The organism is Microbispora bryophytorum (assembly GCF_006874465.1).
GTDB classification, from domain to species: Bacteria; Actinomycetota; Actinomycetes; order Streptosporangiales; family Streptosporangiaceae; genus Microbispora; species Microbispora bryophytorum.
This window is the reverse complement of the sequence record NZ_VIRL01000003.1, coordinates 553,216-577,137: the sequence shown is the minus strand read 5'-3', so window position 1 is coordinate 577,137 and position 23,922 is coordinate 553,216. Positions and strand designations below refer to the sequence as shown.

Below are 23,922 nucleotides of genomic sequence, written 5' to 3'. Positions count from 1 at the left end.
CCGACGCCGGCGCGGACCGCCTCCGGACGGGACCCGGAGGCGGAAGACGGCACGGCGCGCGGGAGGACCTCCGGGGACGCTCCGCTCGCTACCGGGGCGGAGCGCCGGCGTCGCCGGGCCCCTGGCCCCAGACGGCCCGGCCGAGCAGATCGGTGAGCGTCCGCCGTTCGTCCTCGTCTAGCGTACCGAGGAGTTCGCCTTCCGCCCCGCCCACCAGGCCGCGCCCCTGCTCCCCCGCCCGTACGCCGTCAGGCGTAAGCGTCAGCAGGTAGGCGCGCCGGTCCGCGGGGCTACGTCGACGCTCGACGAGCCCCGCCCGTTCGAGGCCGTCGACAACCGTGACGACGGTGGTCCGGTCGATTCCGAGGCGCTGGCCCAGGTGCTGCTGCGTCATCGGGCCCTCGTCGGCCAGCAGCGCCAGGACGGCCTGCTGCTTCACGGTCACCCCCAGCGCCTCGAGTCGCCGGGCCTCCAGGTCGAGGGCGCGCATGTAGAGCCTGCCGAGCAGGAAGCTGAGACGGCCGGACAACGCCTGGGGCACCTCGGAGGTCATGCTGAGAGATTAGCAGCGGCGCAAATAAACCGTTGTTCTGATTGTCAGTTAAGCTGTTACAGTTGCGTTCGACGAGACCCTGATCCGTGCGGAAGGACGAGCCGAATGACGGAGAGCACCGAGCAGAGGACGGAGTCGTCGCACCCCAATCGCTGGCGATGGTTCGGGCTGGCTTCGGTCGCGCTCGCACAGCTGATGATCGTGGTGGACATGACGATCATCAATGTGGCGTTGCCCTCCATCAACGCCGACCTGGCGATCACGGCGGCCGACCGGCAGTGGGTCATCACCGCGTACACGCTCCCCTTCGCGGGACTCCTCCTGCTGGGCGGGCGGGTCAGCGACTACACCGGCCGCAGGCGAGCGCTTCTCATCGGGCTGGTCGGCTTCGCCGCGGCTTCGGTGGCCGGTGGCGCGGCGACGAGCCTGACGATGCTGCTGGCCGCCCGGGTGGCGCAGGGAGCGTTCGGCGCGCTGCTCGCGCCCGCGTCGCTCTCCCTGGTGGCCACGACCTTCACCGACCCCAAGGAGCGGGGTGCCGCGTTCGGGGTCTTCGGCGGGGTTGTCGCCGCGGGATCACCGATCGGGCTGATCCTCGGCGGAATCCTCACGACATCGCTGAGCTGGCACTGGGTGCTCTACGTCAACGCTCCCATCGCCCTCGTCGCCGCACTCGGCGTCGTGGTGTTCCTGCACGAGTCCCGCGCCGAGGTCAGGACCGGATATGACTTCCTCGGAGCGGTGCTCGCCACGGCCGGCCTGGTGGCGATCGTCTGGGGGTTCACCAAGGCGACGCAGGACGGCTGGACGGCGACGGCCACCATCGTGCCGCTCGCCGCGGGCGTCGTCCTGCTGGCCCTGTTCCTGCTCGCGGAGGCCCGGGTGGGCAACCCTCTGCTCCCTCTGCCGATCCTCCGCCATCGCGGACGCGGTGGCGCCTACCTCGTCGTCGTGCTGATGATGGCCGGACCGTTCGGCGCCTACCTGTTCATCAGCTTCTTCCTGCAGGACATCAAGCACTACTCCGCCCTGCGGACGGGGCTGGCCTTCCTGCCGCTGACCCTCGGCGTCATGCTGGCCGTGGGCCTCGGCAGCCGGCTGATGACGACCGTCGCGCCACGGTTCATCATGGGGACCGGCCTGCTCCTGGGGGCCCTGGGGATGGTGCTACTCACGCGCCTCGACGCCGACAGTGCATACGCGTCCGGCGTCCTTCCCTCCTTCATCCTGATCGGCATCGGGATGGGCCTCGTCCTGCCGGCCGCACTCGACCTGTCGACGTTCGGCGTACGGCCCAGCGAGGCGGGCGTGGCGAGCGCGATGTTCAACGTCTCCCAGCAGGCCGGCGCGTCGCTCGACACCGCGTTGCTGAACACCGTCGCGGCGAACGGCGCGGCGACCTACCTCGCCGCCAACGCCTCCAGCGTGCAGAGCCAGGTTCACGGCTACAACCTCGCGACGGGGTGGGCGGCGGGGATCCTGCTCGTGGCCGCGCTGGCCGCCCTGCTCCTGATCGATACACGGCTGGGAAAGACGGCTCCCATGGCGCCGAGCGCCGAAGCCGACGCGACGATCGCCCCCTAGCAGTCACCTTCCGGTCCTGAAACACCGCGATGAGGCGGCGCCCACCCCGGCACTCCTCATCGCGGCTTTTGCCGTGACCGGGATCATAATCGATCGCACAGTGAGACACCCGTCGCGTGAGGAGTTCGCTTTTGAATGGTTATGGACAGGACCAGTAAACCCCTTGCCACCTTTTAGGGCTGATGTCATATACTAAGGTAGCCTAAGGAAACATTACGGGGCATTCCGGGGAACCGAGCACAGGCCGGAACCATGTAAAAGGATGTCCGAAAACGGGGAGACATCGGCGGCGGGTAGCCCGCTCCATTCATTCGAGCACGTCTCCGTGACGGCATCCAATCCGGCACACGCTCTGAACAGACAGGGGGCCGGCGATGCGCTTTTCGGTGTTGGGAGACTTCTCAGTCACTATAGCAGGAAGAGACGTCACCCCGCGATCCGCGAAACTGCGCAGCATGCTCGCACTACTCACCATAAGGAATGGGCAGACCACCACCGTCGACTCCATAATCATGGAGCTGTGGAACGGCCGTCCGCCGGACCGGGCGATCGGAACCGTTCACACTTATGTCTACGAACTCCGCAAGGCGTTGAGCGCACCCGACGACGAGCCGGGCGAGAGCGTGCTCGTCACGGTTCCGCACGGCTATTGTCTCGACCTGAGCGGGGCGGATTTCGATCTCCGCCGGTTCGAGGAGCTCGCCGCGCGGGGATCGGCGCTTCTGAGCGAGGGCGCCAGGACGCGCTCGCCGGACAAGCTGGAGCCGGCGAGCGCTCATCTGACCGAGGCCCTCCGCCTGTGGCGGGGCGAGCCCCTGGCGAACGTGGCCTTCGGTGAACAGGTGAGGAGCCATGTCGCCTGGCTGGAGGAGCAGCACAAACAGGTTCTGTACATGCATCTGCATGCCGAGATGAAACTCGAGAGATATTCCTCCTTGATCGGCGAGGTCAAGCTTCTCATCGAGCGTCACCCCTTTCACGAGGAGCTCTACGAGATCCTCATGACCGCGCTCTCCCGCTCCGGCCGCCGACTCGAGGCGCTGAACGTCTACCACGAGATGCGCGAGCGCCTCAACAACGAACTCGGCCTGGATCCGGGCCCTTCGCTCCAGCGGCTGCAGCAGGCGCTGATCGCGGGAGGCCATGAAATCGACAGGCGTGATCCTCAGGTCCGCCCCGAACGGATCGCCCCGAAGGACAGGCTCGCCCAGTTGCCGCCGGACGTTCCCGATTTTCTCGGTCGCTGCGAAATCCTCCGGGACATCGTCCGGCGCATCACGGCCACGGACGGGACCGCCGCCCCGATCGTCTGCATACACGGCGCCCCCGGTATGGGAAAGAGCGCGACCGCGATACACGTGGCCAATCGGGTGTCCGGTGAATTCCCCGACGGCCAGATCTACATCGACCTGAAGCGCAAAGAGCCGGCAATGGAATTCGAGAAGGACGTGTTCGCAGAGATTCTGCGAACCCTCGGCGCCGCGGACGAGGAACTCCCGCGGACGTTGCCGGGGCTGGTGGGCGTCTTTCGCGCGCTGACACGCCAGCGCAGGATCCTGCTCGTCCTGGACGGCGCCGAGCCGCACATGGAGATAACGGGCTTCCTCCCTCTCGGCTGCCCGACGATCGTCACGAGCACCAGGCCACTGCACGGCCTGGCCGGTGCGACCATGGTCCAGCTCGACACTTTCACGCCGGAGGAGGGAATCGGCCTGCTGGAACGAATCGTCGGAAAAGATCGGGTGGACGCGGAGAGAGAGACGGCGCTGTGCCTGATCAACCAGGTCGACACGCTTCCGCTGACCATCCGGTTCCTGGGCGAGCGCCTCAGCTTCTCGCCGAGGTCGAGCATCGAACAACTGAGAAAGTCCATATTCAGATGCGAGGCCGACATTTGCCTGTCCCAGTTGGAACGGATAGGGCTTGACCTGTTCTCGCGCCTCGAGTCCGCGTACCGTCAGCTCAGTCCGAAGGAACAGACAGCCTTTCTCGCGCTGTCCTGCTTACGAGCTAATTCCTTCTCTCTCACGGAGGCCGCGCAGGCGTTCTCCTGCGGGGACACCGAGGCCGGCATCATTCTCACCAGTCTTGTGGACGCGGGCCTGGTGAAAGTGCTGGACGATGAGGGCGGGCAGACGTACAGGCTCCCCCGGTTCACCGGACTGTATCTCGTGGAACGCCTGGCCAGGAGATCGGACCAGGTCGGCCGGTGCCTGCCGCTCACCGCCATCTGACCTCCCGCACCACCACACCGCCTCATGCGCCGCTCGGCCCGCGAGCCATCGGCCGAACCGGGCGGCTCCGGGAGTCGGTCGCATCCCGTCGGCCGCACCGGGCGGTGTGGCGAGGCGGTCGCATCAGCGTCCTCCCGAACTCCGGCGGCTTGGTCATTTCGCCGATCCCTCGCGGAGGACCAATGGGCTCAGCGACGCTTGAGCGACCTTCTAGCCGCCGCTCAGTGACGCCGTAGGCCGCACCCGTAATCTCGCGCCCAAAAGCCTGGGAACAGGCTGCCAGGTGAATTGACCAGGAGGGGCGTCCCATGACGGTCGCGTATCTCGACATCGAGGATCCGGACTTCAGGCCCGACTCGGCCGACGTGCACAAGGCCCGCGAAGCCAACTGGTACGCACGGACCCCTCGGGGGTACGCGGTGCTGCGATACGAGCCCGCCGGCGAACTCATCGCCGATCGCCGGTTACGGCAGAGCACCTTGGACTTCTTCCACGCGCAGGGCATCACCTCAGGCCCGCTCTACGACTTCATGCGCCGTTTCCTGCCCTGCCTGGAAGGAGAAGACCACGCCCGGCTCCGTGGGTTGGTCAGTAAAGCGTTCACCCGCCGCTCCGTGGACGCGCTGCGTCCGTTCATGCGCGAGGTGACCCACGAACTCGTCGACACGTTCCACGCCTCCGGCCGATGTGATTTCATCACCGACTTCGCCGAGCCGTACTCCGCACGGATCATCTGCACCCTGCTGGGCGTACCCGAGGAACAGCACGACTCTTTCCGAGGATGGGGCGACGATCTCAGCCTGATGGTCAGCAATTTCGTCGCCCAACATCGAAACCGGATCGAGACCGCTCTCGCAGGTCTCGGAAGAGCCGTGGACGCGCTGCTCGCGAAGCGGCGCGAGGCCCCCCAGGACGACCTGATCTCCAGGCTGATCGCGGCGGAGGAGGCCGGCGACCGGCTCACCTCGGAAGAGCTGCGGGTGATGGTCATCGGACTGATGCTCGCGGGGCAGGACGCGACCCAGCACCAGCTGGGACTGGCGATGACGACCTTCATGAAGCACCCCGAGCAGTGGGCGTTGCTCGCCGAGCAGCCGGAACTGGTGGATCGCGCGATCGAGGAGTCGATGCGGGTGTCGCCGGCCTCCACAGTGATCATGCGAATCGCCGACGAGGACATCGTCTACCGCGATCTCGAGATCAAGGAGGGCACCTTCGTCAGCGTGCTTCTCGACCCCGCGCACAACGACCCGGCCGTCTTCAATGGAGAGGGATTCGACATCACCAAGCACCGGGCGACGCAGCTCACGTTCGGTGTCGGCCTGCACTACTGCCTCGGCGCCGCGCTCGCCCGCGCCGAGATGGGCGAGGCCCTGCCGATCCTCGCGAACAGACTCCGCTCCCCCGAGCCCGACGGCCCCGTCCCCTGGCGCCCGACCGTCGGTGTCACCGGGCCGATCACGTTGCCGATCCGCTTCGTGCCCCACTCCCCCACTCCGGCGCCGACGGCACTGCCGGGGACCCGCGCCGTCTGAGATCTCGGCGCGGTTTCGGCCCGTCGCCGAGCGGCGCCGGCCGCTCCCTCTCCGAAGCGCGGACGACCCGTCCGCGCCGTACGGGTCGCAGGAATCGTCATGACCACAGAAGCCCCTCACCCAGCGCGAGCCCGAGTCCCTCATCGAGTCCGAGCCCCTCGCCGTCCGGCGGAGTGTCCGGCGCATGCTCGGCGACGTAGCGGGTGGTCAACTCCTGGCCCGGCGGCTTCCAGGGTGAGGTCACGGTGCGCGCGGGCAACGCGGCGATCAGCGGCTGGACCGTGAACTGGGCCTGGCCCGGTTCACAGACCATCACCCAGCTGTGGGGAGGCGTGCGCTCGGGCTCCGGTTCGGCCGTGACGGTGCGCAACGAGGCGTGGAACGGCTCGCTCGCGGCCAACGCGACCACGACCTTCGGCTTCCTGGGCGGAGGATCCTCGGCCGCCCCGGCGCTCACCTGCACCAGCCCATGATGTGAAGCGGATCGACGAGGTCCCGTCCGGCCATCGGACGGAACCTCGTTGCGCAACGGGCGAATCAACCCACCTGACCGCGTGAGGACACCAGCGCCGACATCACCGTGAGCGGCAGCGACGGGTTGGCGGCGGCCGCCTCCACCACCTGCCACTCGTCGTCCGCGAGCAACTCGACGATGACCTCAGGTGGCAGGGCCGGGTGTCCCGCAGCGACCGGCCTGGCCTGGCAATCCTGCAAGCACGCCGACAGCGCCAGGGCCGTCGCGTTGGGATGGCGTGCGACCTCACGGAACGCCTTCTTCACCGGCGGCCGGTGCCGCACCAGGTCCTCCAGCAATGCCGCCGATGCGTCCGGATTGCTCGCCACTCTGACGAGAACCCGTACGCCGTGCCGGTCGGCCATGGCCCGCAGTCGCGCTTCGGACAGGCCCGGGTGCGGCGCGATGGACTTGAGCACTTTGGCGTCGGGGTCGGCGGCCAGCGCGTCGCGGATCCCGGACGGCAGGTCGCGCCGTTCGGCCACCAGCGTCCGCACGGCCGGATCCGCCGAGGCGGCCAGTTCTTCGACCTCGGCCGGCGTGGCCGTGACGATCCGCGGCAGCGGGGTGGGACCGATTCTGACGGTTCCGGCCACGCGGGTGAGCACGTCCAGCGGCACGCGCGGGTTGTGAGCCAGGCTGCGCCGCACGTCGTCACAGGGGTCGATGGCCAGCCTCTGCATCAGACGGTCGTCGATCTCGGGATTGTCCGCGAGAGTTCCGCGGACACCGGGCTCCGGGCTGCCGGCGAGGCGTTCGTACACCTCCGGAGGCAGGTCGGTGCGCCCCGCCAGCTCCCATCGCAGCAGCATCGAGGGATGACCGGCGAAGGCGAGCACGGCAGCGGCGGGCGTGGCCGGGTTTCTCAGCGCCTGTTGCTGCATGTCGTGGACCGTGGACTCGTGGGAGCCGTCACACGAGGCACCCGACGGCAGCTCGCAGTCGGGCTCCGCGCAGTCCGGATCGTGGACGAACGGCGGTTCCTTCCGATCGCAAACCAGGCACCGCCGAGCCGGGGGAAGCCCTTCACCGGTGAGCAGCGCGGCCAGCACCGAGGGCGGTGTCGCCTCGTTCGCGGCCACCGCACGGCGGACCTCCGCATGCGGGTGCTCCGCGAGCCGCTCCGCCATGTCCGAGGTCGTCCACAGTGCGAGCTCCGCGACGACCCGGATGGCGGTGTCGGCGGCGAGGGTCTCCGCCACGTCGGTCGGGAGGCCGGGGCAGGCGGCCAGCCGCTCCCGGCAGCCGGCATCCGGATCCGCCGCGACCAGGCGCGCCCACTCCGGGCGGCCTGCCCCCTCACTCAGCAGGGCGAGCGCGGCGAGCGGCTGTGCCACCGGATCGATGTCGGCGGCCGTCAGCAGCCCCCGCTCCGCGAGCCGCGCAGCGCTGTCTTCGACGCGTGAGACCAGCGCCACCGCCTGTGCACGGGTCAGGTCCGCACGCCAGGCCATATTGGAGGCGATGTCCTCGTCGGCAATCGTGACCAGCAGGTCCACCAGATCGCACGGCATAGCCGGATTCTCGGCGAGGCCACACAGGACATGATCCACGGGGACATGCTGCCCTGCCCTGATCACTTCGGCATGCGAGTTCTCGGCCGCCGCCACCCGGGACCGGCCCGGTCAGCTCTCCTTGGTGTGGACGTAGACGACCGCGTGTTTCACGGCGACCGGGGTCCACGGCACGATGACGACGGCGCCGTTCCGCTCGAAGACCCGCGCGTCGTCTCCCTCGGTGCCGTACTTCTGCGGCAGCTGCGCCACCTCGGCCGCCTTGCCGGTGGCGGCGTCCAGGCGGACGAGCCGGGGAGGCAGGTCGCGCCAGTCGCCGACCTCCAGCGCGAGCAGGCCGTGGTCGTCGGCGCGGACGGGATTCAGCATCGTGGGCTGGGTGCCGGACGACTCCCACACCTGCTTGCCGGTCTTGAGGTCGAAGGCGAGCACCTTGTCGCTCGACCGGGCCTTGCCCGGCACGTTCTGCGGGAAGGTCGTGAGGTAGAGACGGCCGCCCTGCACGAGGTAGCGGCGCTGCTCGAACATCCCGTCCACGAAGGCGACCGTGTTCATGGCGAGCATGTCCACCTTGCCGGTCGTGAACTCGCTGACCTTGGCGCCCCGGTCGTCGAGAACCGTGAAGGTGCTCTTGTCGCCTTCCTCCTGCCGGACGATCAGCGGGTCGGCCGACAGCATCAGGCTCATCAAGCTGAGCTCACCGATCTTGGAGCGTAATTCGGTCTTGCCGCTCTTCGGGTCGAGCACCTGCACGAGGCCGCCCGAACCCTCGAAAGTGCAGTCGAGGAGCAGGGCCACCCGGGTGGCCGCCGTGTTCATGTCCTTGATGTGGCAGCCCTGGGGAAGCTGGGCGGTCCACTGCTTCGCGCCGTCCGACAGGCGGTAGCCGGACAGGACGTCGTTCGCGTACACCACGGCGACATCGCCCGCATCCATGATCCGGGGCACCGTGAGCGAGTTGGCCAGCCGGGACTTCTCCGCCGGAATCTTGATCTTCCAGGTCATCTTTCCTGTCGCGGCGTCGACCCCGGCCAGGTGGTCGCACAACTGGTCGCTGCCGTACGCCACGGCGCCCTTGCCGTTCGTCAGGCCGGAGGTGGCGCCGCAGAGCTGGTCGCCGGGCGAGGGGGTGCCCCAGGCACGCTTGCCCGAGGTCAGGTCGTAGGCGAGCACCCCGTCGCGCTGCACCCGGATCACCGTCTTGTCCGTCAGCCAGCCCGCGAACGCGAGTCCCTGGGTGAAGTCCATGCTGTCGGCACTCGCGAGCGGGACGGACCATTCCCCCGCGCCCCCACCGGAACCGGAATCGGTGGCGGAGCCGCCGCCTGCGACGAGCCAGGCGGTCCCCGCGCCCACCGCAAGCAGCACAACCAGCCCGAGCACGACGAACAGCACCGGCTTGCCCTTGCCGCCAGGCGCCTGCGGCTGCGGCTGCGGCTGCGGTGGAAGCCCCTGGGCGGGCTGTCCCTGGGCGCCATAGCCCTGGCCAGGGTAGCCCCCCTGCTGACCTGGATAGCCCTGTTGGCCCGCGTACCCCTGCCCGCCTGGATACCAGGGCGTCTGGCCCTGCCCGGGTGGAGCGGGGGCCGGAGCGGCCGGGCCCGGCTGCCCCCAGGACTGCGGGTACGGCGAGCCCGGGTATCCCTGACCCGGCTGACCCGGACCCGGGTATCCCTGACCCGGCTGGGCTTGGCCTGGCTGGGCTTGGCCCTGACCCGGATGGGCTTGGCCCGGCTGAGGTTGACCCGGCTGAGGTTGACCCGGCTGAGGTTGACCCGGCTGAGGTTGACCTGGCTGAGGTTGACCCGGCTGGCCGTACGGCGCCGGTGCGCCTGGGGCGCCCGGACCCCACGGCGCGCTCTCGCCGGGCGGTCCGTACGCCGACGGAGCCTGCGGGCCCGGCCCGGCCTGCTCACCCCGCTGCCCCTGACCACCTAGCTGCCCCTGACCACCCGGCTGCCCGTACGTCGGCTGAGCCGGTGCCGGGTGACCATAGGCCTGCTGACCGTAGGTCTGCTGACCATAGGCCTGCTGAGCAGACACCGGCTGAGCAGACACCGGCTGACCGGACACCGGCTGACCGGACACCGGCTGTCCGGACGCGGGCTGGCCATAGGCCGGCTGGCCGTACGCCGGCCGAGCGGGTGCGGACTGGTTGAGTGCGGGCTGGCCCCAGCCTCCGGCGTCACCCGGTCGTCCCTGGCCGAGGTAGGGCTGTTCCTGTCCGCCGTAGGCCGACCCACCCGAACCGTTGGGGTGGTACGGCAAGAGCGGTGTGGGAGCTGATGGCGGTGTGGGCGGTGTGGGCCCGCCGTACGGGTCCCCGTTGTGCTGATCCGTCATGCTTCTCCCCCGATCACGCGAACTGGGCGCGGACGTAGCCCGCCCACTGCCGCTCGAAGTCCGCCATCGTCACGCCGAGCACCTTGAAGAGGGCGGCTTCGCTGTCGTCGCCCGGTGCCCGGTAAGCCGCGACCACGCCCTCGACCAGCTTCCGCTCGCCGTACTTCTGCGCGATGAACCGCATGGCCACATGCCCCATGAGGTAGTTGACGCTCGTCATCTGCTTGAAGTCCCAGAGGGCGTTGGACGGCAGCTTCCCGTCGAACGGCATGGCGAGCCGTCCTGCCACGTACGCACGGCCCTCGTCGGCCCGCCGGTTCTGCGCGATCGGCTGGCTGCGGCCGGCGACGTACTCGGCGAAGCCCTCGGTGATCCAGTTCGCCCTGCCGAACAGAGCGAACTGCGCACTGTCGAGCCCGGCGACGAGCGAGTGCGCGAGCTCGTGCTCGGAGATCTCCATGATCCCCTGCTTGTTCCTGAAGAACTCCGACGTCGTGTCCATGACGACGCGGGTGCCGCCGATCTTCACGGTGTCGTTCCCGACCCCCCAGCTCGGCATCGGGATCGAAACGCCGGCCTCGTTCGCCTTGGCCGTACGGAACAACTTGCCGAGCTGGGCCTTTCCCTCGACCAGCGCCACCACGAACCCGGTCGGCACCGCCGCGTCCGGATCGCCGTTCTTCTCCCAGAAGGCGAGGTCGCTCGCGGCGGCAGCGGAGACGGTCGGTGCGACGCGCCGGGCCAGAGCGGCGTCCTGCGGCCTGGCGAGGACGATGCTGTCGCCCGCCTTCGCGACCACGATGTCCGGCCAGACGTCCCACGGCCCGGGGAAGTACATCGTCTTCGACGCCTCGCCGCTGATCGTCGGCGGCGCGCCCTGCACCTTGGTCACGACAAGGGGCGCGTTCGGCGAGGCCTTCTCGATGGTCCAGCGATACCACTCGGACACCGGGCGCAGGTCGATGCCGTCGAACCGGTGGACGAACGCGACGTCCTGCGTGAACTTCACGCCCCGTCCGAAACTGTCCTGAGCCCGGCCTTGGCGGCGCAACACCTGGTAGGACTTCTCGGCCAGCGGCATCTTGCGCAGGTTGGCGAAGACTCTCGCCTGATCGCGGACCAGAGCGGCGTTCTTCTGGTCGAAGATCGAGGTGAATGCCTTGGCGTCACCCGAGGCCAGCGCCCTGCTGTGCGACTGGACCAGCTTGGTGATCTCGTCGTCCTTCACGACGACCGTGTTCGAGTCGGTGGCGGCCTTGCCCGTGGCGTCGTCGCCGGAGTCGCCGGAGCCGCCGCCCCGCAGGACAAGGCCCACCCCCGCACCCACCGCGACGACGAGGACGAGGGACAGGATCCCGAGCGTCACCCACAGCCCGGTCCTGCGTCCGGGCCCAGGAGGCGGAGGGGGAGGCGGAGCCTGCCACTGCTGCGGCGGAGGGCCGTACTGCCACTGCGGTGGCGGAGGTGGAGGCTGAGACTGCCACTGCGGTGGCGGAGGTGGAGGCTGAGACTGCCACTGCGGCGGCGGCTGAGGCGGATACTGCTGGTGATAACCGGGCCCCGTCGTCACTCTTGCCCCGTAAATGCTCAGAGTTACCGAAAGGTGTAAAGCGTATCAGTGGTTAAGAAGCGGGCACCGGCACTTCGCCGGATGCGCCCACGCACACTCTCGATATGTCGCTGACCAGGAGTTTCGAGCCCCTTCACCGAATGTGTCGGACCCTTTCCAGCTATTCGCGGAGGAGTGTGGCCATTTCACCTGGCCCGACATATCGAGGGACAGTCACACTGGAACGATCCATCAATCGCAGCGCCATGCCGTCCACCCTCTGTTCAGCGGATCAGCCGGAGTGAATCCACGCACCTCCAGCTCAATCGGCGATAACGGGCAGGGGCAGTCGCTGATCGGCGACGATCAACATCGCTCACCGACCACGCCGGTCTCAGCGATGCGTACTGTCCGCGGGTGCCGCACCCCCAGGGTCTCCATGCGGAGTGGTCAGTCCTTGACCAGGAGGCCCTGGAAGGTGACATCGCCCTCGTCGCCGTCCCATCGGTAGGCGAGCCCCTCACCGGTCTGGATCAGGGTGATCCTGCCTGGTGCGCACTTGTCCAGCCGGAAGACGAGTGCCGTGCCGGAGCTGCGCGTCAGCGTCAGACTCCCCCGGCATGAGCTGTTGGTGTCCTTCCAGCTTCCGGCGCGTCCGCCCGGCTCCAGCACGATCTGTACGTCGGTCTCGCTGGTTCCCACGAGCTGGTCGGGCTCGAGGTGGCCTCCCCAGGTGCCGGCGAACGCGGCCGGAACCGTTCCGCCCGGCGTCGTCGACGGCACGGCGGTGGCCTTCGGAGTCGCTGTGGCGTCCCCGGAGGAACCGTCCAAGGCGTCGTCCGTCGTCATGGTGTCGTCCTGGCCGGTGTCATCCTGCTCTCCGCCGTCCTGTCCCGTGTCGTCCTGGCCCGTGCCGCCGTAGTCCGTGACGGTCTCCCCCGGCGTGTTGCCGGCGGGCGGCGCCGGTGAGCCGGCGGGGTGCGAGACGGTCGTCGTCGTGGTGGCGTGCGTCGAGGTGCCAGCCGTTTCGCTGGACAGCAGGCGCGGCCCCAGCAGTGCGGCGGCGACCGACACCGCGGCCACGGCTGTCACCGCCCCGGCGACGATCCCGAAACGGGAGGCCTGCCGGCGGCCGCCCGCCCCGGTCGTCTCCGGGCCCGGCGAAAGCGTCCCAGCCGAACCCGAACCCGAACCCGGACCCGAATCCGGGGCCGGACCCGGGGCCGGACCCGGGAAGGCCGGGAGGATCGCGGTCGTCCCACCCCGCCGTACGCCCTCCGGCCTGGTGGTCGCTGCGGCCGCGCCCGCCCGCAGCGGGTCGGGGGCGGATCCGACGAGCTCCAGCAGCAGGTCGCGGGAGGCCGGCCGGCGCGCGGGATCCTTGGCGAGGCATCGTTCGACCACGCCACGCAGCGACCGGGGCAGTGCCGAGGCGTCGGGCTCGGCGGTCAGGATCCGGTGCAGGACGGCGGGGACGCTGGCGGCGCCGAAGGCCGGGCGGCCCGTGGCGGCGAAGACGATCGTGGCTCCCCAGGCGAACACGTCGCAGGCGGGCGTGGCCGGGTCCCCGGCGATCTGCTCGGGAGCCAGGTAGGCCGGGGTGCCGACCGGGCCCGCCGTGATCGTGTCACTCGCGCCGTGCCTGGCGATGCCGAAGTCCACCACCCGGGGGCCGTCCGGCCCCAGCAGCACATTGGCCGGCTTGAAGTCCCGGTGCACGATCCCGGCCGCGTGAACGGCCGCCAGCGCCGTGGCCGTGCCGACCGCGAGGCGTTCCAACTCGCCGCCCCGCAGCGGACCGCCGGCATCGACCCGCTGCTGCAGAGACGGCCCGTCGATGAACTCGCTCACCACGTACGGCATCCGCCCATCGACCACCGCGGTCAGCACTCGGGCGGTGCAGAAGGGCGCGACACCGCGCATCGCGTCGAGCTCGCGGACCAGCCGCTCCCGCACCGACGAGTCGAGCCCCGACTTGAGCACTTTCACCGCGACCGGTTCCCCGCGGGGCGACAGGCCGAGGAACACCACCCCCTGCCCGCCCTCGCCGAGCCGCCCCCTCAGTGCGAACTCACCCAGTACGCGCGGGTCGTCGGGGTCCAGAGGGGTGACCATGGCACCGAACCCTAGCGACGCGGGAGCGCGGGACGATATGCCTCGCAACAGCCGGACGCGGCCACGGAGGCGAGCCCGCACCACCCAGGTCGATCGGAAGAACCCTCATCGAGCGCTTCCGCCGCCCTCCTCTGGGCGTTCGCCCAGGCGGGCCGGCCCGGGCGGCACCTCGCGACGTCGTCGGGCCCTGGTCGAGGAGGTCACGCGCCGTCCGGAAGCGGCTCGCCGGTCTCCAGCAGCGACTTCAGGCTCGCCACCACGTTCGGCCAGCCGTGGCTGACCATCTCGGCCAGGCTCGATCCGGGCTCGAAGCCGTCGTGCACGACGGTGAGCTTCACGACCTGCCCGGCCTCCTCAAGCGTGAAGGTGACCTTCGAGCGGGCCTCGGCGGACAGCCGGGCGAGCAACTCCTCGTCCCAGCCGAAGCGCTTGGCGAGCTCGGGGGTGACGGCGTGCCAGGTGTAGGAGAGCCGGCTGTAGGGTTCGGCCTCCAGCACGACCTGCTCCGGGTCGCTGATCAGTACGCCGTGGTTGTCCCAGGTCATCGGTGAGCCGGCCGACCAGTCCGTGGTGAACTCCGTGGCCCAGTAGCGGCGGGTGAAGGCGGGCTCGGTCAGCGCCTGCCAGAGCTTCTGCGCCGAGGTGCGGATATAGGTGGTGTAGACGAAGGTCGGCGCATCCATCGGGGTCTCCTCAAGGGCGAGTTTCAGGTCCGCCAGGGCTTGGACCCTGGCCCGGTCGTAGCGGCTGATCCACCGATGGGCGATCTCGTGCACGGGCGCGGCGTTGAGGTAGTGCAGCTTCTCCCGGCCCCGCCGTACGGTGGCGACGAGCCCGGCCTCCTCCAGCACCGCGAGGTGCTTGCTGACGGACTGCCTGGTCATGTCGAGTCCGGCGCACAGCTCGCGCAGCGTCTGCCCGTTGCGGGCGTTGAGCGAGTCGAGCAGCGCACGCCGGCTCGGATCGGCCAGCGCCCTGAACACCTCGTCCAGGCCCGCGCTCGTACTCGGATTGCCATCCACGATATGCAGCCTTTCGGTTGCCTGTAACTTAGGCAACCGGATGGTTGCCTGTCAAGACGCGCGGCCACGCAGGCCCTTGTGAGGTCTGATCATCGTCAGCACGGCCTCCCAGGTGCCGGAGCGCACGCGCACCGGACTGGGCGGCGACAGGATCAGCGCGCCACGCGGTAGCGGAGGTAGACGACCTGCGAGCTGAAGGTGCGGGTTTCGACGAGTTCGAGATCCACCTGGCGCTCGCGCCGGGGAAAGAACGGAATGCCGCCGCCGACCAGCACCGGATAGACCCTGACCCGGTACTCGTCGATAAGACCCAGCGCCGCCGCCTCGGCGGCGAGAGTCGCACCGCCGACCGCGATCTCACTCTCCCCCGGCTCGGCTCGCAACCGCTCGATCTCCTCCGCCAGGCCCCCGGAGGCCAGGCGGGCATTGCCCTGCACCGCCGACAGCGTGGTGGAGAACACCGTCTTCGGGAGCCGCTTCCAGATCGCGGCCCACTCGAGCATCAAGTCGTCGAGCGACGGATCCTGGTCGGCGGTCTCCCAGTCCAGCATCGTCTCGTACAGCCGTCGTCCCAGCAGGTGGACGCCGACCTTTCGGATCTCGCCGGTGACGAAGCGGAAGACCTCCTCGTCGGGCGCCGACCAGCCGAAGTCACCGTCCGTCCCGACGATGTAGCCGTCAAGTGAGACGCTCATGGAGTACGTCACGCTGCGCATCAGAGGTCCTCCTCGCCAACGGGTTCGACAGTACGACCCCGGGACGTCCGGCGGCGCCTGCTTGGCGAAGATTGCGGGGCCCCTGAGAGAGCTCACCTGTTCGAGCGGGCCCTGAAAGCGTGGTGCGGTCACAGACCGCAACGTCGTCTACTTCTGGTGTCAATGATCCGAGTTCTGTTCTTTTGGGGCGAAAGTCGTTAATCTCGACGGAATTGGCCCCAGGGGCCCAAGCCGCATCTCCCCGCCCAGGGGTCGTACCGCATGGAGAGCAGAAGTGACGATGGCGCGCTGGTCGGGCAGGTTGCTTCTGCCAGTCGTCATCGGCGTGATGGCCATGGCCACCCTGGCGACGCCCGCTTTCGCCCACGGTCAGCTCGCGATGTCGACACCGGCGAAGGACGGCACGGTGCGCGAGCCGTTGGAGTCCCTCTCCCTCTACTTCACCGAGGCACCCGCCCCGAACGCGTACTTCGCGGTCACCGCTCCCGGCGGCGCCCGGGTCGACCAGCCCTGGACGCATGGTCAGCCGAAGCGTCTCGACAAGCCGGTCCAGGAGTACAACCTGGTCAACGGCTTCTGGGAACCGAGCGTGTACAACACCGGGTTCCCCGCGCAGGTCCCCGTCGCCTACTGGCCGGCGCGGGGCGAGTACGTCGTCCGGTATCTGTCGATCGCCTCCGACGGGGAGCCGGTGCAGGGAGAGCTCCGGTTCACGTACAAGGGCAAGACCTCGGCGCCGCCCAAGGGCTGGCAGGCCCCGGACAACGAGCCCGACCCCAGCCTGCTCGCCTCGGCCGAGCCAGGGAGCAGCCCCCAGTCCAATGAGCCGGCGGCCGGCGGCAGCCTTTCGGCGATGGGCCCCACGGTGCCAGAGGCCGGAGGCAGCCCGGCCTCGGTCACACAGGCCGGCGCAAGCCCGGCCTCGGTCACACAGGCCGGCGGCAGCCCGGCCGCGGCGTCCGAACCCGGCGGCGCTGCGGGCACTGCGGGCACTGCGGGCACTGCGGGCACTGCGGGCACTGCGGGCACTGCGGCCCGGGCAGCGCAGCCGGCCGACTCCGGCACCGGGCTGTCGGTATGGCTGGTGCCCGCGGTCCTCGTCCTGGGAGCGGGCGCCCTGGTGGTGCGGGCTGCGCGGCGGCCCGCGCCCGCCACGACGGCGGCCGAGCGGTCGTCCGGCCGCCCGCAGGCCAAGAAACCCTCACGCGCCCCGGCGCCACGCACCCCCCACCGCCCCAAATCCACCAAGCGACGCTGACACGCCTCGCCCTTTCAGGAGAACCCCCCATGGTGATCGCCCCTGCACGCCTGCGCCCGCTGCTCGCCGTGCTCCCACTCGGTGCGGCCCTGCTGATGGCCACGTCTGCCTGTGGCGGGTCGGATGCCGCCGCTCCCGCCCAGTCGGCCGCATCGGTAACCACCGAGGCCGCCGCACCGGTATCCACCGAGCCGGCCGCCCCGGCTGCTGCCGAGTCGGCTCCCGCCGCCCCCGGCGAGTCCGCCGCAGCCGCCCCCGCCGACCCGGCCGTGAAGGAGATCACCGTCACCATCGCCGGTAAAAAGGTCACCCCGCCGCCGGACCGGATCGAGGTGACCAAGGGCCAGACGGTGCGTATCACCGTCACCAGCGACACCGCCGACGAGGCGCATCTACACGGGTACGACAAGGAGGCCGAGCTGCAGCCCGGCACCCCCGCGAGCATCGAGTTCGTCGCCGACCAGACCGGCCTGTTCGAGATGGAAACCCACGGGTCGGGACTGCAGTTGTTCCAGCTCGTCGTGCGTTAGGCCGCCGGGATGCTGCTGGCTCACGGCGTCGGAGGCCGTCAGGACCTGCCGATCCCGTTCTCGGCCGTGTTGATCGGCGCGGCCCTCGCGTTGCTGGTGTCGTTCGTGGCGCTCGGCGCACTGTGGAAGGAACCGCGCCTGGGCGGCGACTCTCCTGGCGCCCGCTCGCTGCCGGCCGCCGTCCAGACAGCGATGAGCGCGCCCGCCTGGCGGTGGGTCTGGCGGATCGCCGGGCTCGTCGCCGCGGCGTACTTCTGCATCGGACTGATCTTCGGTCCCGATCAGGCCGACAATCCCACCGCTGGGGCGTTCTACGTCCTGTTCTGGGTCGGCCTGGTGCCGCTCTCGCTGCTGTTCGGCCCGGTGTGGCGCCGTCTGAATCCGCTGCGGACGCTGCACCTGCTGGCCTGCAGGGGACTCGGACGCGACCCCGAGCTCGGCCTGCGGCCGCTGCCCCCAGGCGTCGGATACTGGCCCGCCTGCGCCGGCCTGTTCGCCTTCGTGTGGCTGGAACTCGTCGCCCCCGAACGGGCCACTCTGCCGGTCATCGGGGCCTGGCTCGCGGCCTACGCCGTGCTCACGCTCGCCGGAGCCGTCGTCTTCGGCTCCCGGTGGTTCGACCACGGCGATCCGTTCGAGGTCTACAGCGGCCTCGTGGGCAGGCTCGCCCCGGCGGCCAGACGCGGCGACGGCGTCGTGGCCTGGCGCAACTCCCTCGACGGCATGGCCGGGCTACGACCGGCACCGGGACAGACGACGCTGGTGGTCGTGCTCCTGGGCTCCACCATGTACGACAGCCTGTCCAACGCTCCGGTATGGGTGCGCTTCGTGCAGGAAAGCGCGGTGCCGGCCCCGGTCACGGGCACCGCCGGCCTGGTCATCGTCATCGCTCTGGTGCTCGCGGCCTACCGGACCGCGACCGCGCTCGCCGGCCGATGGGGCGCGGCCCGGCCCGGCACGACGGCGGGCGAGATCGCCCACTCGATAGTCCCGATAGCCGTCGGATACATCGTCGCCCACTACTACACCCTGTTCCTCCTGGAGGGGCAGCGGACCATCGCCCTGCTGTCCGACCCACTGGACACCGGCGCCGACTGGCTGGGCACCGCCGGGTGGACCATCCAGGCGCTCGGCACCACCCCCGCGGGAGTCGCCACCCTCCAGGTCACGGTCATCGTCATCGGTCACGTGCTGGGCACCGTCCTGGCCCACGATCGCGCGCTGGCCCTGTTTCCCCGGCGGACCGCCGTCCTCGGGCAGATTCCCCTGCTCGTGCTGATGGTGGTCTACACCGTCGTGGGGCTGCTTCTCCTCTTCGCCGCCTAACAGCGAAGGATCGACGTCAAGGAAGACGGCGGTGCCGGGTCGACGCATGCGAGCCGACCCACCGGCGGCGCTATGCCCAACTCCTCCCGCAGCTCACGGAGCAAAGCGCTGACGGGGGACTGTCCCGCCTCGACGTTCCGCCGGGGCGGCCCATGACACATCGGTTGACGGCACCCCCAACCAGATAGGTTGGTCGGTATGAGCGCTCAGCCTGTGGATCACGTCGGGTTCCGTGATCCCGGTGAGGACCCAGCGGCGATCTTCGAGGCGCTTCCGCCGTCGCACCGGGTCCAGTTCCGCGCAGAGTACGACGAGGCACTGGAAGCCGCGCACGATCTGGCTCGCTTCAAGCAGGTGCAGACGCTGTTGCGCCAGTGGCGCCTGCGCGCGCTCGCCTACGCTCGCCCGGGTTATGAGGAGGCCGTCCAGGACGCCCTTCAGGAGCGTACAGAGATGTTCACTCGCTACACCCCGCCGGAGTGGGAAGACCGGGTGTGAGTTACAAGTTCGATGGCTTCCACGGACGCGCCCTATACGAGCTGAACGGTCTTCCTCAGCCAGGTGATGCTGACGTTCATCCTTGATGAGGAAACCCAGTCCCTGCGCGTCATCGACATCATCTGGGCTGGCTGACCCTGCAGCGCGGACCCGCTCGCCACGCCGCCCATCTGAGCGAGCGGGGCCGGTGACAGCACTCCGATCCGTCCTCGACGTCCGGCCTGCGGTCGAATCGCTTCGCAACACCGTGGGAGTCAATGCCGCCACAGCGACCCACTACTGCATCCGAGCTACGGAAGGAGGCGAATAAGGCCGTCCTCCAGGTAAGCGGTCTGGCGTGCGTCCGCCGCCGAGATCGCCGCATTCATCCTCCGCGCCAAGCCCGGCGGCAGGAGCTTGTCCAGGTCCGCGGGGCGGACGAATGCATATTCGTCGAGCTCCTCGGGCTGCAGCCGGAGCGTCGCGATTTGTGAGTCGGTGAGCACGCCTGCGTCGAAGACGAACATCAGCCCGGCGTCCCACGGCGGCGCCGGTGGCACCCAGTCGACACATGCGAGCCGACCCACCGGCGGCGCGATGCCCAGTTCCTCCCGCAGTTCACGGAGCAAAGCACTGACGGGGGACTCCCCCGCCTCGACGATCCCGCCGGGGATCTCCCAGCCGTCCTTGTAGACCGGATGCACGACAAGCACCCGCCCCTCGTTGTCTCGGAGCAATGCGCCTGCGCCGGCACGAAGGCGCGGTACGGAGGCGACGAAGGCCAGGTATGACGCGGAGTCGCTCATGACGGCTCCGACACTATGAGCCGCGCATGGCCTGACGCCGGTATATCTCCAACCTCAAGCGGAGGCAGCTCGTACAACCACTGAGCCGCATCGGTCGAGTACTCACGATGATGTGCCGTCCAGTGGGAGACGGTGACAGAACCCTTCCACATGGACGAAAGGTGGGATGATTCTCCGTGCGGCCGCGTCGCACCCACGGATGAACGAGGAAGGCAAGGCGCACACCTCGCGGTCACCGCTCTGGCGCTCAGCCTTCTGCCGATGAAAGTTTCATCCAGTTCCCACGAGAGTCGTCGGCCTTCCTGCCAAGCGGTGCCGGGTTGCCGGGCGCGCGCGATTGTTTCTTGACCCGACACATCAGACGTCATACGTTGTACGAAACCGAGCCTATTCATGGGATGTCCTCCGGACGGCCCAAATGCGTTTCTCGCCTTCGGAGGCACTCCTTTTGACCGGCCGCATGCCCTGCATCAGGGTGTCCCGGCGAATGGCGGCCGTACCGCGGCGGCGGACCAGCCGTGGCGGCGCGGCCGGCACTCGGCCGCAGGCATCGCCCCCCGACTCGTCACCAGGAGCTTCAGTGAGCGTGCCGCTGATCCGTGCCGCTGAACCTCGCCGCCTCATCACCACCATGGCGGCGGCCGTCGACGCTGCCGCGCTTCCTACGGCGATCTTCGCTGACCGCGCGGCACCGTCCAGACGACGAGCCTGCCGAGGCCCACGCTCCAGGGCGATTGCCGCGCATGGCGTGAGGGCGGCCGGCCCCTCGGCCCGCAAAGTGCACGGCCCTCCGTTCGACGTCCGCAACCGCACGACAAAGGCGCCCCGCCCGCGCAACGGCACATCCCGATGAGTTCTGTCACGGCGGAGTGATTTCGCGGAAAATCTGCTCGGAACCAGCGAAAGGAACAGAGCGTGAAGTCAGCCCTGTCCACCACTGAAAAGGCGTTAGCAGCGCTCGCGGTGTTCGTTGCCGCTGTGTTGCTGCCGACCTTCGCAGGTAGTACCCCGGCCTCAGCCGCGACCCAGGCAACCTACTACGTCGCCCCCGACGGCAATGACGCCAACCCCGGAACGGTCGCATCACCGTTCAGAACCCTCCAGCACGCGAGGGACGTCGTCCGTACGGTGAACGCCAACATGTCAGGCGACATCTACGTGTACCTCCGCGGGGGAAACTACCCGGTCAGCAGCACAATCGACTTCACGCCGGCCGACTCCGGCACGAATGGTTACCGGGTCATATACGCCGCCTACCAGAACGAGACGCCGATCCTCGATGGAGGCGTCCAGGTAACCGGATGGACGCAGCACAGCGGTAACATCTGGAAAGCCCCGCTGAACCGCAGCAACAAGCTCCGTGCGCTCTATGTCAACGACAAGCGGGCGTACATGGCTTCCAAAACGATAAGTTCACAGGGGTGCTACGGCACCTACACCATCACGGCGGGGCAGGCGTCCTGGGCATGGGAATCGGGTTCGCAGTGCGCGGGGGCGAAGTACAGTCTGAATGATTTTCCCGCTATCGCCGCCAATCAGGACGACATCGAAATAGAGACGTCGACGACCTGGACCACGGCCATCGTGGGAGTCCGGCAGGTCACCGCTGACGGCTCCAACCGTGTCGCCCTGTTCCAGCAGCCGGGAGCGGCCATCGCCCAGGGCGCCTTCAACGGAAACGCCCAGGTCGGCGGCACCCACAAGGTGATGAACGCCTACGAGTTCCTGGACACGCCGGGCGAGTTCTTTTTCGACAAGTCGAGCAAGACCTTGTACTACTACAAGGCAAGCTCGGAAAACATGACGACCGCGGCGGTCTGGGCACCGAACAACGTGTCCACCCTTATCAAGGTCGCCGGCACCTCCACGAGCAACCGCGCCCGCAACATCACGTTCTCCGGCCTCACGGTCCAGCACTCCGACTGGAACCTGTTCAACGTGGCCGGCTCGGTGCTCAAGCAGGCCCAGCAGGGCAACCTCGGCGCAATCGCCTATGCCAAGCAGAACTTCCACGCCTACTACTACCGCAATGTCGACCTGGCGCCAGGCATGATTCAGCTCGAGAACGCCGACGGGCTCGTGCTGCAGAACAACCGGATACAGCACACCGGCGTCGACGGAATCACCATGGCCAACGACGTGGTGAACTCGCAGCTGATCGGGAACTACACCAACGACGTCGCCGGATCCGCCATCTCGGTGGGCCACCCCCAGAATGTCTACATCGGGGACTACACCTCCACCAATCACGAGAAGTATCCCGCCCAGGTCGAAGGGGCGCCCAAGAACATCGAGATCAAGAACAACTACATCTACGACAGTGCCGTGTTGTTCAACGGGCACAGCCCCATCTCGGCGTACTTCGCCGACACCCTGACCATCCAGCACAACCGCATCGAGAAAACCCCGTGGTCCGGTATAACGCTCGGCTGGGGCTGGTGGAACTTCGACGGGTCGTCAGGCTCGATCGCGCCCAACCGGCCGACCACCACGGCGAAGAACAACAACATCAGCTACAACCACATCATCGACACGGTGCAGCGCCTGAGCGACACGGCTCCCATCTACACGCTGGGCAGCCAGCCGGGAACCACGATCAGCAACAACTATCTGCAGGGCGTCCCGTCCGGACACAAGTACGGACTCCACCCCGACGAGGGCTCCGCGTACATAACCTTCCGCGACAACGTCCTGAGCGTGGACAAGAATGTCACGTGGCTCATCAACTCCGACGACTTCGGACGTAAGCACGACCTGAGCATCACGCAGACGTACGGGGCTATCAACAAGGTCTCCAACAAGAACCTGCCGAACAGCACGGTCCAGGACATCCTCGTATCCTCCGACTACGTCTGGCCGTCGCAGGCCTACGGCATCGCCGTGAACTCCGGACTCGAGGACGCGTACAGGAACATCATCCCCCAGAGCAATCTTTCCCTGCCGGACTACGTCCTGCCCGCCAGCACGTTCACCAGCGCCGGTGTGACGTCGATTCCCATCCGCAGCACCGGCGACGCGAGCAAGACGGTCTGGCTGGCTCCCTCGGGCACGACCTCCTTCACCGCCGGCAACACGATGACCCGTGCAGGCGGAACCGCGACCTCCATCGCCGTTCCGACGTCGGCCGGTGAGTATCGGCTCTTCGTGGTGGACGCCCAGGGCAACCGATCGGCTGAGTCGAAATCGCTCGTCAGGCAGGGCAACGGCGGCGGGACCGGCCAGCAGAGCGGCTCGATCGTCGGCGGCCAGTCCGGCCGATGCGTCGACGTGCCGAACTCCAGCACCACCAACGGCACCCAGGTTCAGCTGTACGACTGCAACGGACAGACCAACCAGCGGTGGACGTACACGTCCGGCAAGCAGCTCCAGGTGTTCGGCAACAAGTGCCTGGACGCCTACAACCAGGGCACCTCGAACGGCACCCAGGTGATCATCTGGGACTGCAACGGGCAGAACAACCAGCAGTGGAACCTCAACTCCAACGGCAGCATCACCGGTGTGCAGTCCGGGTTGTGCCTGGACGCCAACGGCGCCGCCACCGCCAACGGCACGAAGCTCATTCTGTGGTCGTGCAACGGCGGCACGAACCAGCAGTGGAGCCTGCGCAGCTGATGTGAGGCCTCTACCGGGCCGCGGGCGGTCGTACGCACCGTCCGCGGCCCCACTCTGCCGACAGTCGGGATTCCCTCCGAGGCGTCGCAGCCCTCGTACACGATGGGAACGGCGATGCGGTCTCAAGGATCGATCTCGTCGCCGCGGATACCCCCGATCAGCTCCCGCGAGCTGTAGCGAGCCCCGATCATCGGCCCCACCCGCAACTACTGCCGCCGACCTGCGGGACCGTCG

At 68.6% G+C, this 23,922-nt stretch carries 18 protein-coding genes; 10 read left to right on the top strand and 8 right to left on the bottom strand.

Going from position 1 to position 23,922, the window contains the following annotated elements; translation table 11 throughout:
* Positions 1-88 precede the first annotated feature (88 nt).
* Entirely contained in the window at positions 89-553 is a 465-nt protein-coding gene (locus FLX07_RS10120; RefSeq protein ID WP_142569833.1) for a MarR family winged helix-turn-helix transcriptional regulator, read from the bottom strand.
* A 105-nt stretch (positions 554-658) separates the two neighbouring features.
* On the opposite strand from FLX07_RS10120, the gene FLX07_RS10115 reads away from it, so the two are divergent.
* The 4 genes from FLX07_RS10115 (at position 659) to FLX07_RS36945 (ending at position 6,379) form a co-directional block, all read left to right on the top strand.
* Positions 659-2,137 carry an MFS transporter gene (locus FLX07_RS10115; RefSeq protein WP_142569831.1) on the top strand — a complete coding sequence of 493 codons (1,479 nt, stop codon included), beginning with the start codon at positions 659-661 and terminating at the stop codon, positions 2,135-2,137.
* 374 nt (positions 2,138-2,511) lie between these two features.
* Positions 2,512-4,371, top strand: a complete 1,860-nt coding sequence (locus FLX07_RS10110) for an AfsR/SARP family transcriptional regulator (RefSeq protein WP_142569829.1) — start codon at positions 2,512-2,514, stop codon at positions 4,369-4,371.
* Between the two features lie 308 nt (positions 4,372-4,679).
* Entirely contained in the window at positions 4,680-5,906 is a 1,227-nt protein-coding gene (locus FLX07_RS36950; RefSeq protein WP_142569827.1) for a cytochrome P450, read from the top strand.
* A 203-nt stretch (positions 5,907-6,109) separates the two neighbouring features.
* Positions 6,110-6,379, top strand: coding sequence for a cellulose binding domain-containing protein (locus tag FLX07_RS36945; protein WP_208762134.1), 270 nt, complete (start codon positions 6,110-6,112; stop codon positions 6,377-6,379).
* A 64-nt stretch (positions 6,380-6,443) separates the two neighbouring features.
* On the opposite strand, the gene FLX07_RS10095 is transcribed toward FLX07_RS36945, so the two are convergent.
* Both FLX07_RS10095 and FLX07_RS10090 read right to left on the bottom strand, forming a co-directional pair.
* Entirely contained in the window at positions 6,444-7,934 is a 1,491-nt protein-coding gene (locus FLX07_RS10095; protein WP_208762133.1) for a hypothetical protein, read from the bottom strand.
* 111 nt (positions 7,935-8,045) lie between these two features.
* Positions 8,046-9,329: an outer membrane protein assembly factor BamB family protein gene (locus FLX07_RS10090; protein ID WP_229689556.1), complete on the bottom strand. Its 1,284-nt coding sequence runs from the start codon at positions 9,327-9,329 to the stop codon at positions 8,046-8,048.
* Positions 9,330-9,719: 390 nt separating this feature from the next.
* Here FLX07_RS10090 and FLX07_RS37620 point away from each other — a divergent pair, with 390 nt between their 5' ends.
* Positions 9,720-9,872, top strand: coding sequence for a hypothetical protein (locus FLX07_RS37620; protein ID WP_223853156.1), 153 nt, complete (start codon positions 9,720-9,722; stop codon positions 9,870-9,872).
* Between the two features lie 418 nt (positions 9,873-10,290).
* Here FLX07_RS37620 and FLX07_RS10080 read toward each other — a convergent pair whose 3' ends face one another.
* From FLX07_RS10080 to FLX07_RS10065, 4 genes are all read right to left on the bottom strand, one after another.
* On the bottom strand, positions 10,291-11,643 hold the full coding sequence (locus FLX07_RS10080; protein WP_142569819.1) for a hypothetical protein: 1,353 nt from the start codon (positions 11,641-11,643) through the stop codon (positions 10,291-10,293).
* A 633-nt stretch (positions 11,644-12,276) separates the two neighbouring features.
* Complete coding sequence (locus FLX07_RS10075; protein WP_142569817.1) at positions 12,277-13,941, bottom strand: serine/threonine-protein kinase; 1,665 nt, start codon at positions 13,939-13,941, stop codon at positions 12,277-12,279.
* A 200-nt stretch (positions 13,942-14,141) separates the two neighbouring features.
* The gene (locus tag FLX07_RS10070; RefSeq protein ID WP_229689555.1) at positions 14,142-14,963 is read right to left on the bottom strand and encodes an ArsR/SmtB family transcription factor; all 822 of its coding nucleotides are present in this window, start codon (positions 14,961-14,963) and stop codon (positions 14,142-14,144) included.
* A 152-nt stretch (positions 14,964-15,115) separates the two neighbouring features.
* Positions 15,116-15,679, bottom strand: coding sequence for a dihydrofolate reductase family protein (locus FLX07_RS10065; protein ID WP_142569815.1), 564 nt, complete (start codon positions 15,677-15,679; stop codon positions 15,116-15,118).
* 280 nt (positions 15,680-15,959) lie between these two features.
* On the opposite strand from FLX07_RS10065, the gene FLX07_RS38335 reads away from it, so the two are divergent.
* From FLX07_RS38335 to FLX07_RS10045, 4 genes are all read left to right on the top strand, one after another.
* On the top strand, positions 15,960-16,937 hold the full coding sequence (locus FLX07_RS38335) for a copper resistance CopC family protein (RefSeq protein WP_263407611.1): 978 nt from the start codon (positions 15,960-15,962) through the stop codon (positions 16,935-16,937).
* A gap of 29 nt (positions 16,938-16,966) precedes the next feature.
* Positions 16,967-17,467 (top strand): cupredoxin domain-containing protein, encoded by a 501-nt coding sequence (locus FLX07_RS10055; RefSeq protein WP_142569811.1) that lies wholly within the window; start codon positions 16,967-16,969, stop codon positions 17,465-17,467.
* Between the two features lie 9 nt (positions 17,468-17,476).
* The gene (locus FLX07_RS10050) at positions 17,477-18,793 is read left to right on the top strand and encodes a hypothetical protein (protein ID WP_142569809.1); all 1,317 of its coding nucleotides are present in this window, start codon (positions 17,477-17,479) and stop codon (positions 18,791-18,793) included.
* A 198-nt stretch (positions 18,794-18,991) separates the two neighbouring features.
* A complete protein-coding gene (locus tag FLX07_RS10045; protein WP_142569807.1) occupies positions 18,992-19,291 on the top strand; it encodes a DUF6247 family protein in 300 nt (99 codons plus the stop codon).
* A gap of 290 nt (positions 19,292-19,581) precedes the next feature.
* Here the strand turns inward: FLX07_RS10045 and FLX07_RS10040 are convergent, their stop codons facing one another.
* Positions 19,582-20,076, bottom strand: a complete 495-nt coding sequence (locus tag FLX07_RS10040) for an NUDIX domain-containing protein (RefSeq protein WP_142569805.1) — start codon at positions 20,074-20,076, stop codon at positions 19,582-19,584.
* A 915-nt stretch (positions 20,077-20,991) separates the two neighbouring features.
* Here FLX07_RS10040 and FLX07_RS37605 point away from each other — a divergent pair.
* Positions 20,992-23,688: a ricin-type beta-trefoil lectin domain protein gene (locus FLX07_RS37605; RefSeq protein WP_142569803.1), complete on the top strand. Its 2,697-nt coding sequence runs from the start codon at positions 20,992-20,994 to the stop codon at positions 23,686-23,688.
* Positions 23,689-23,922: the final 234 nt, after the last annotated feature.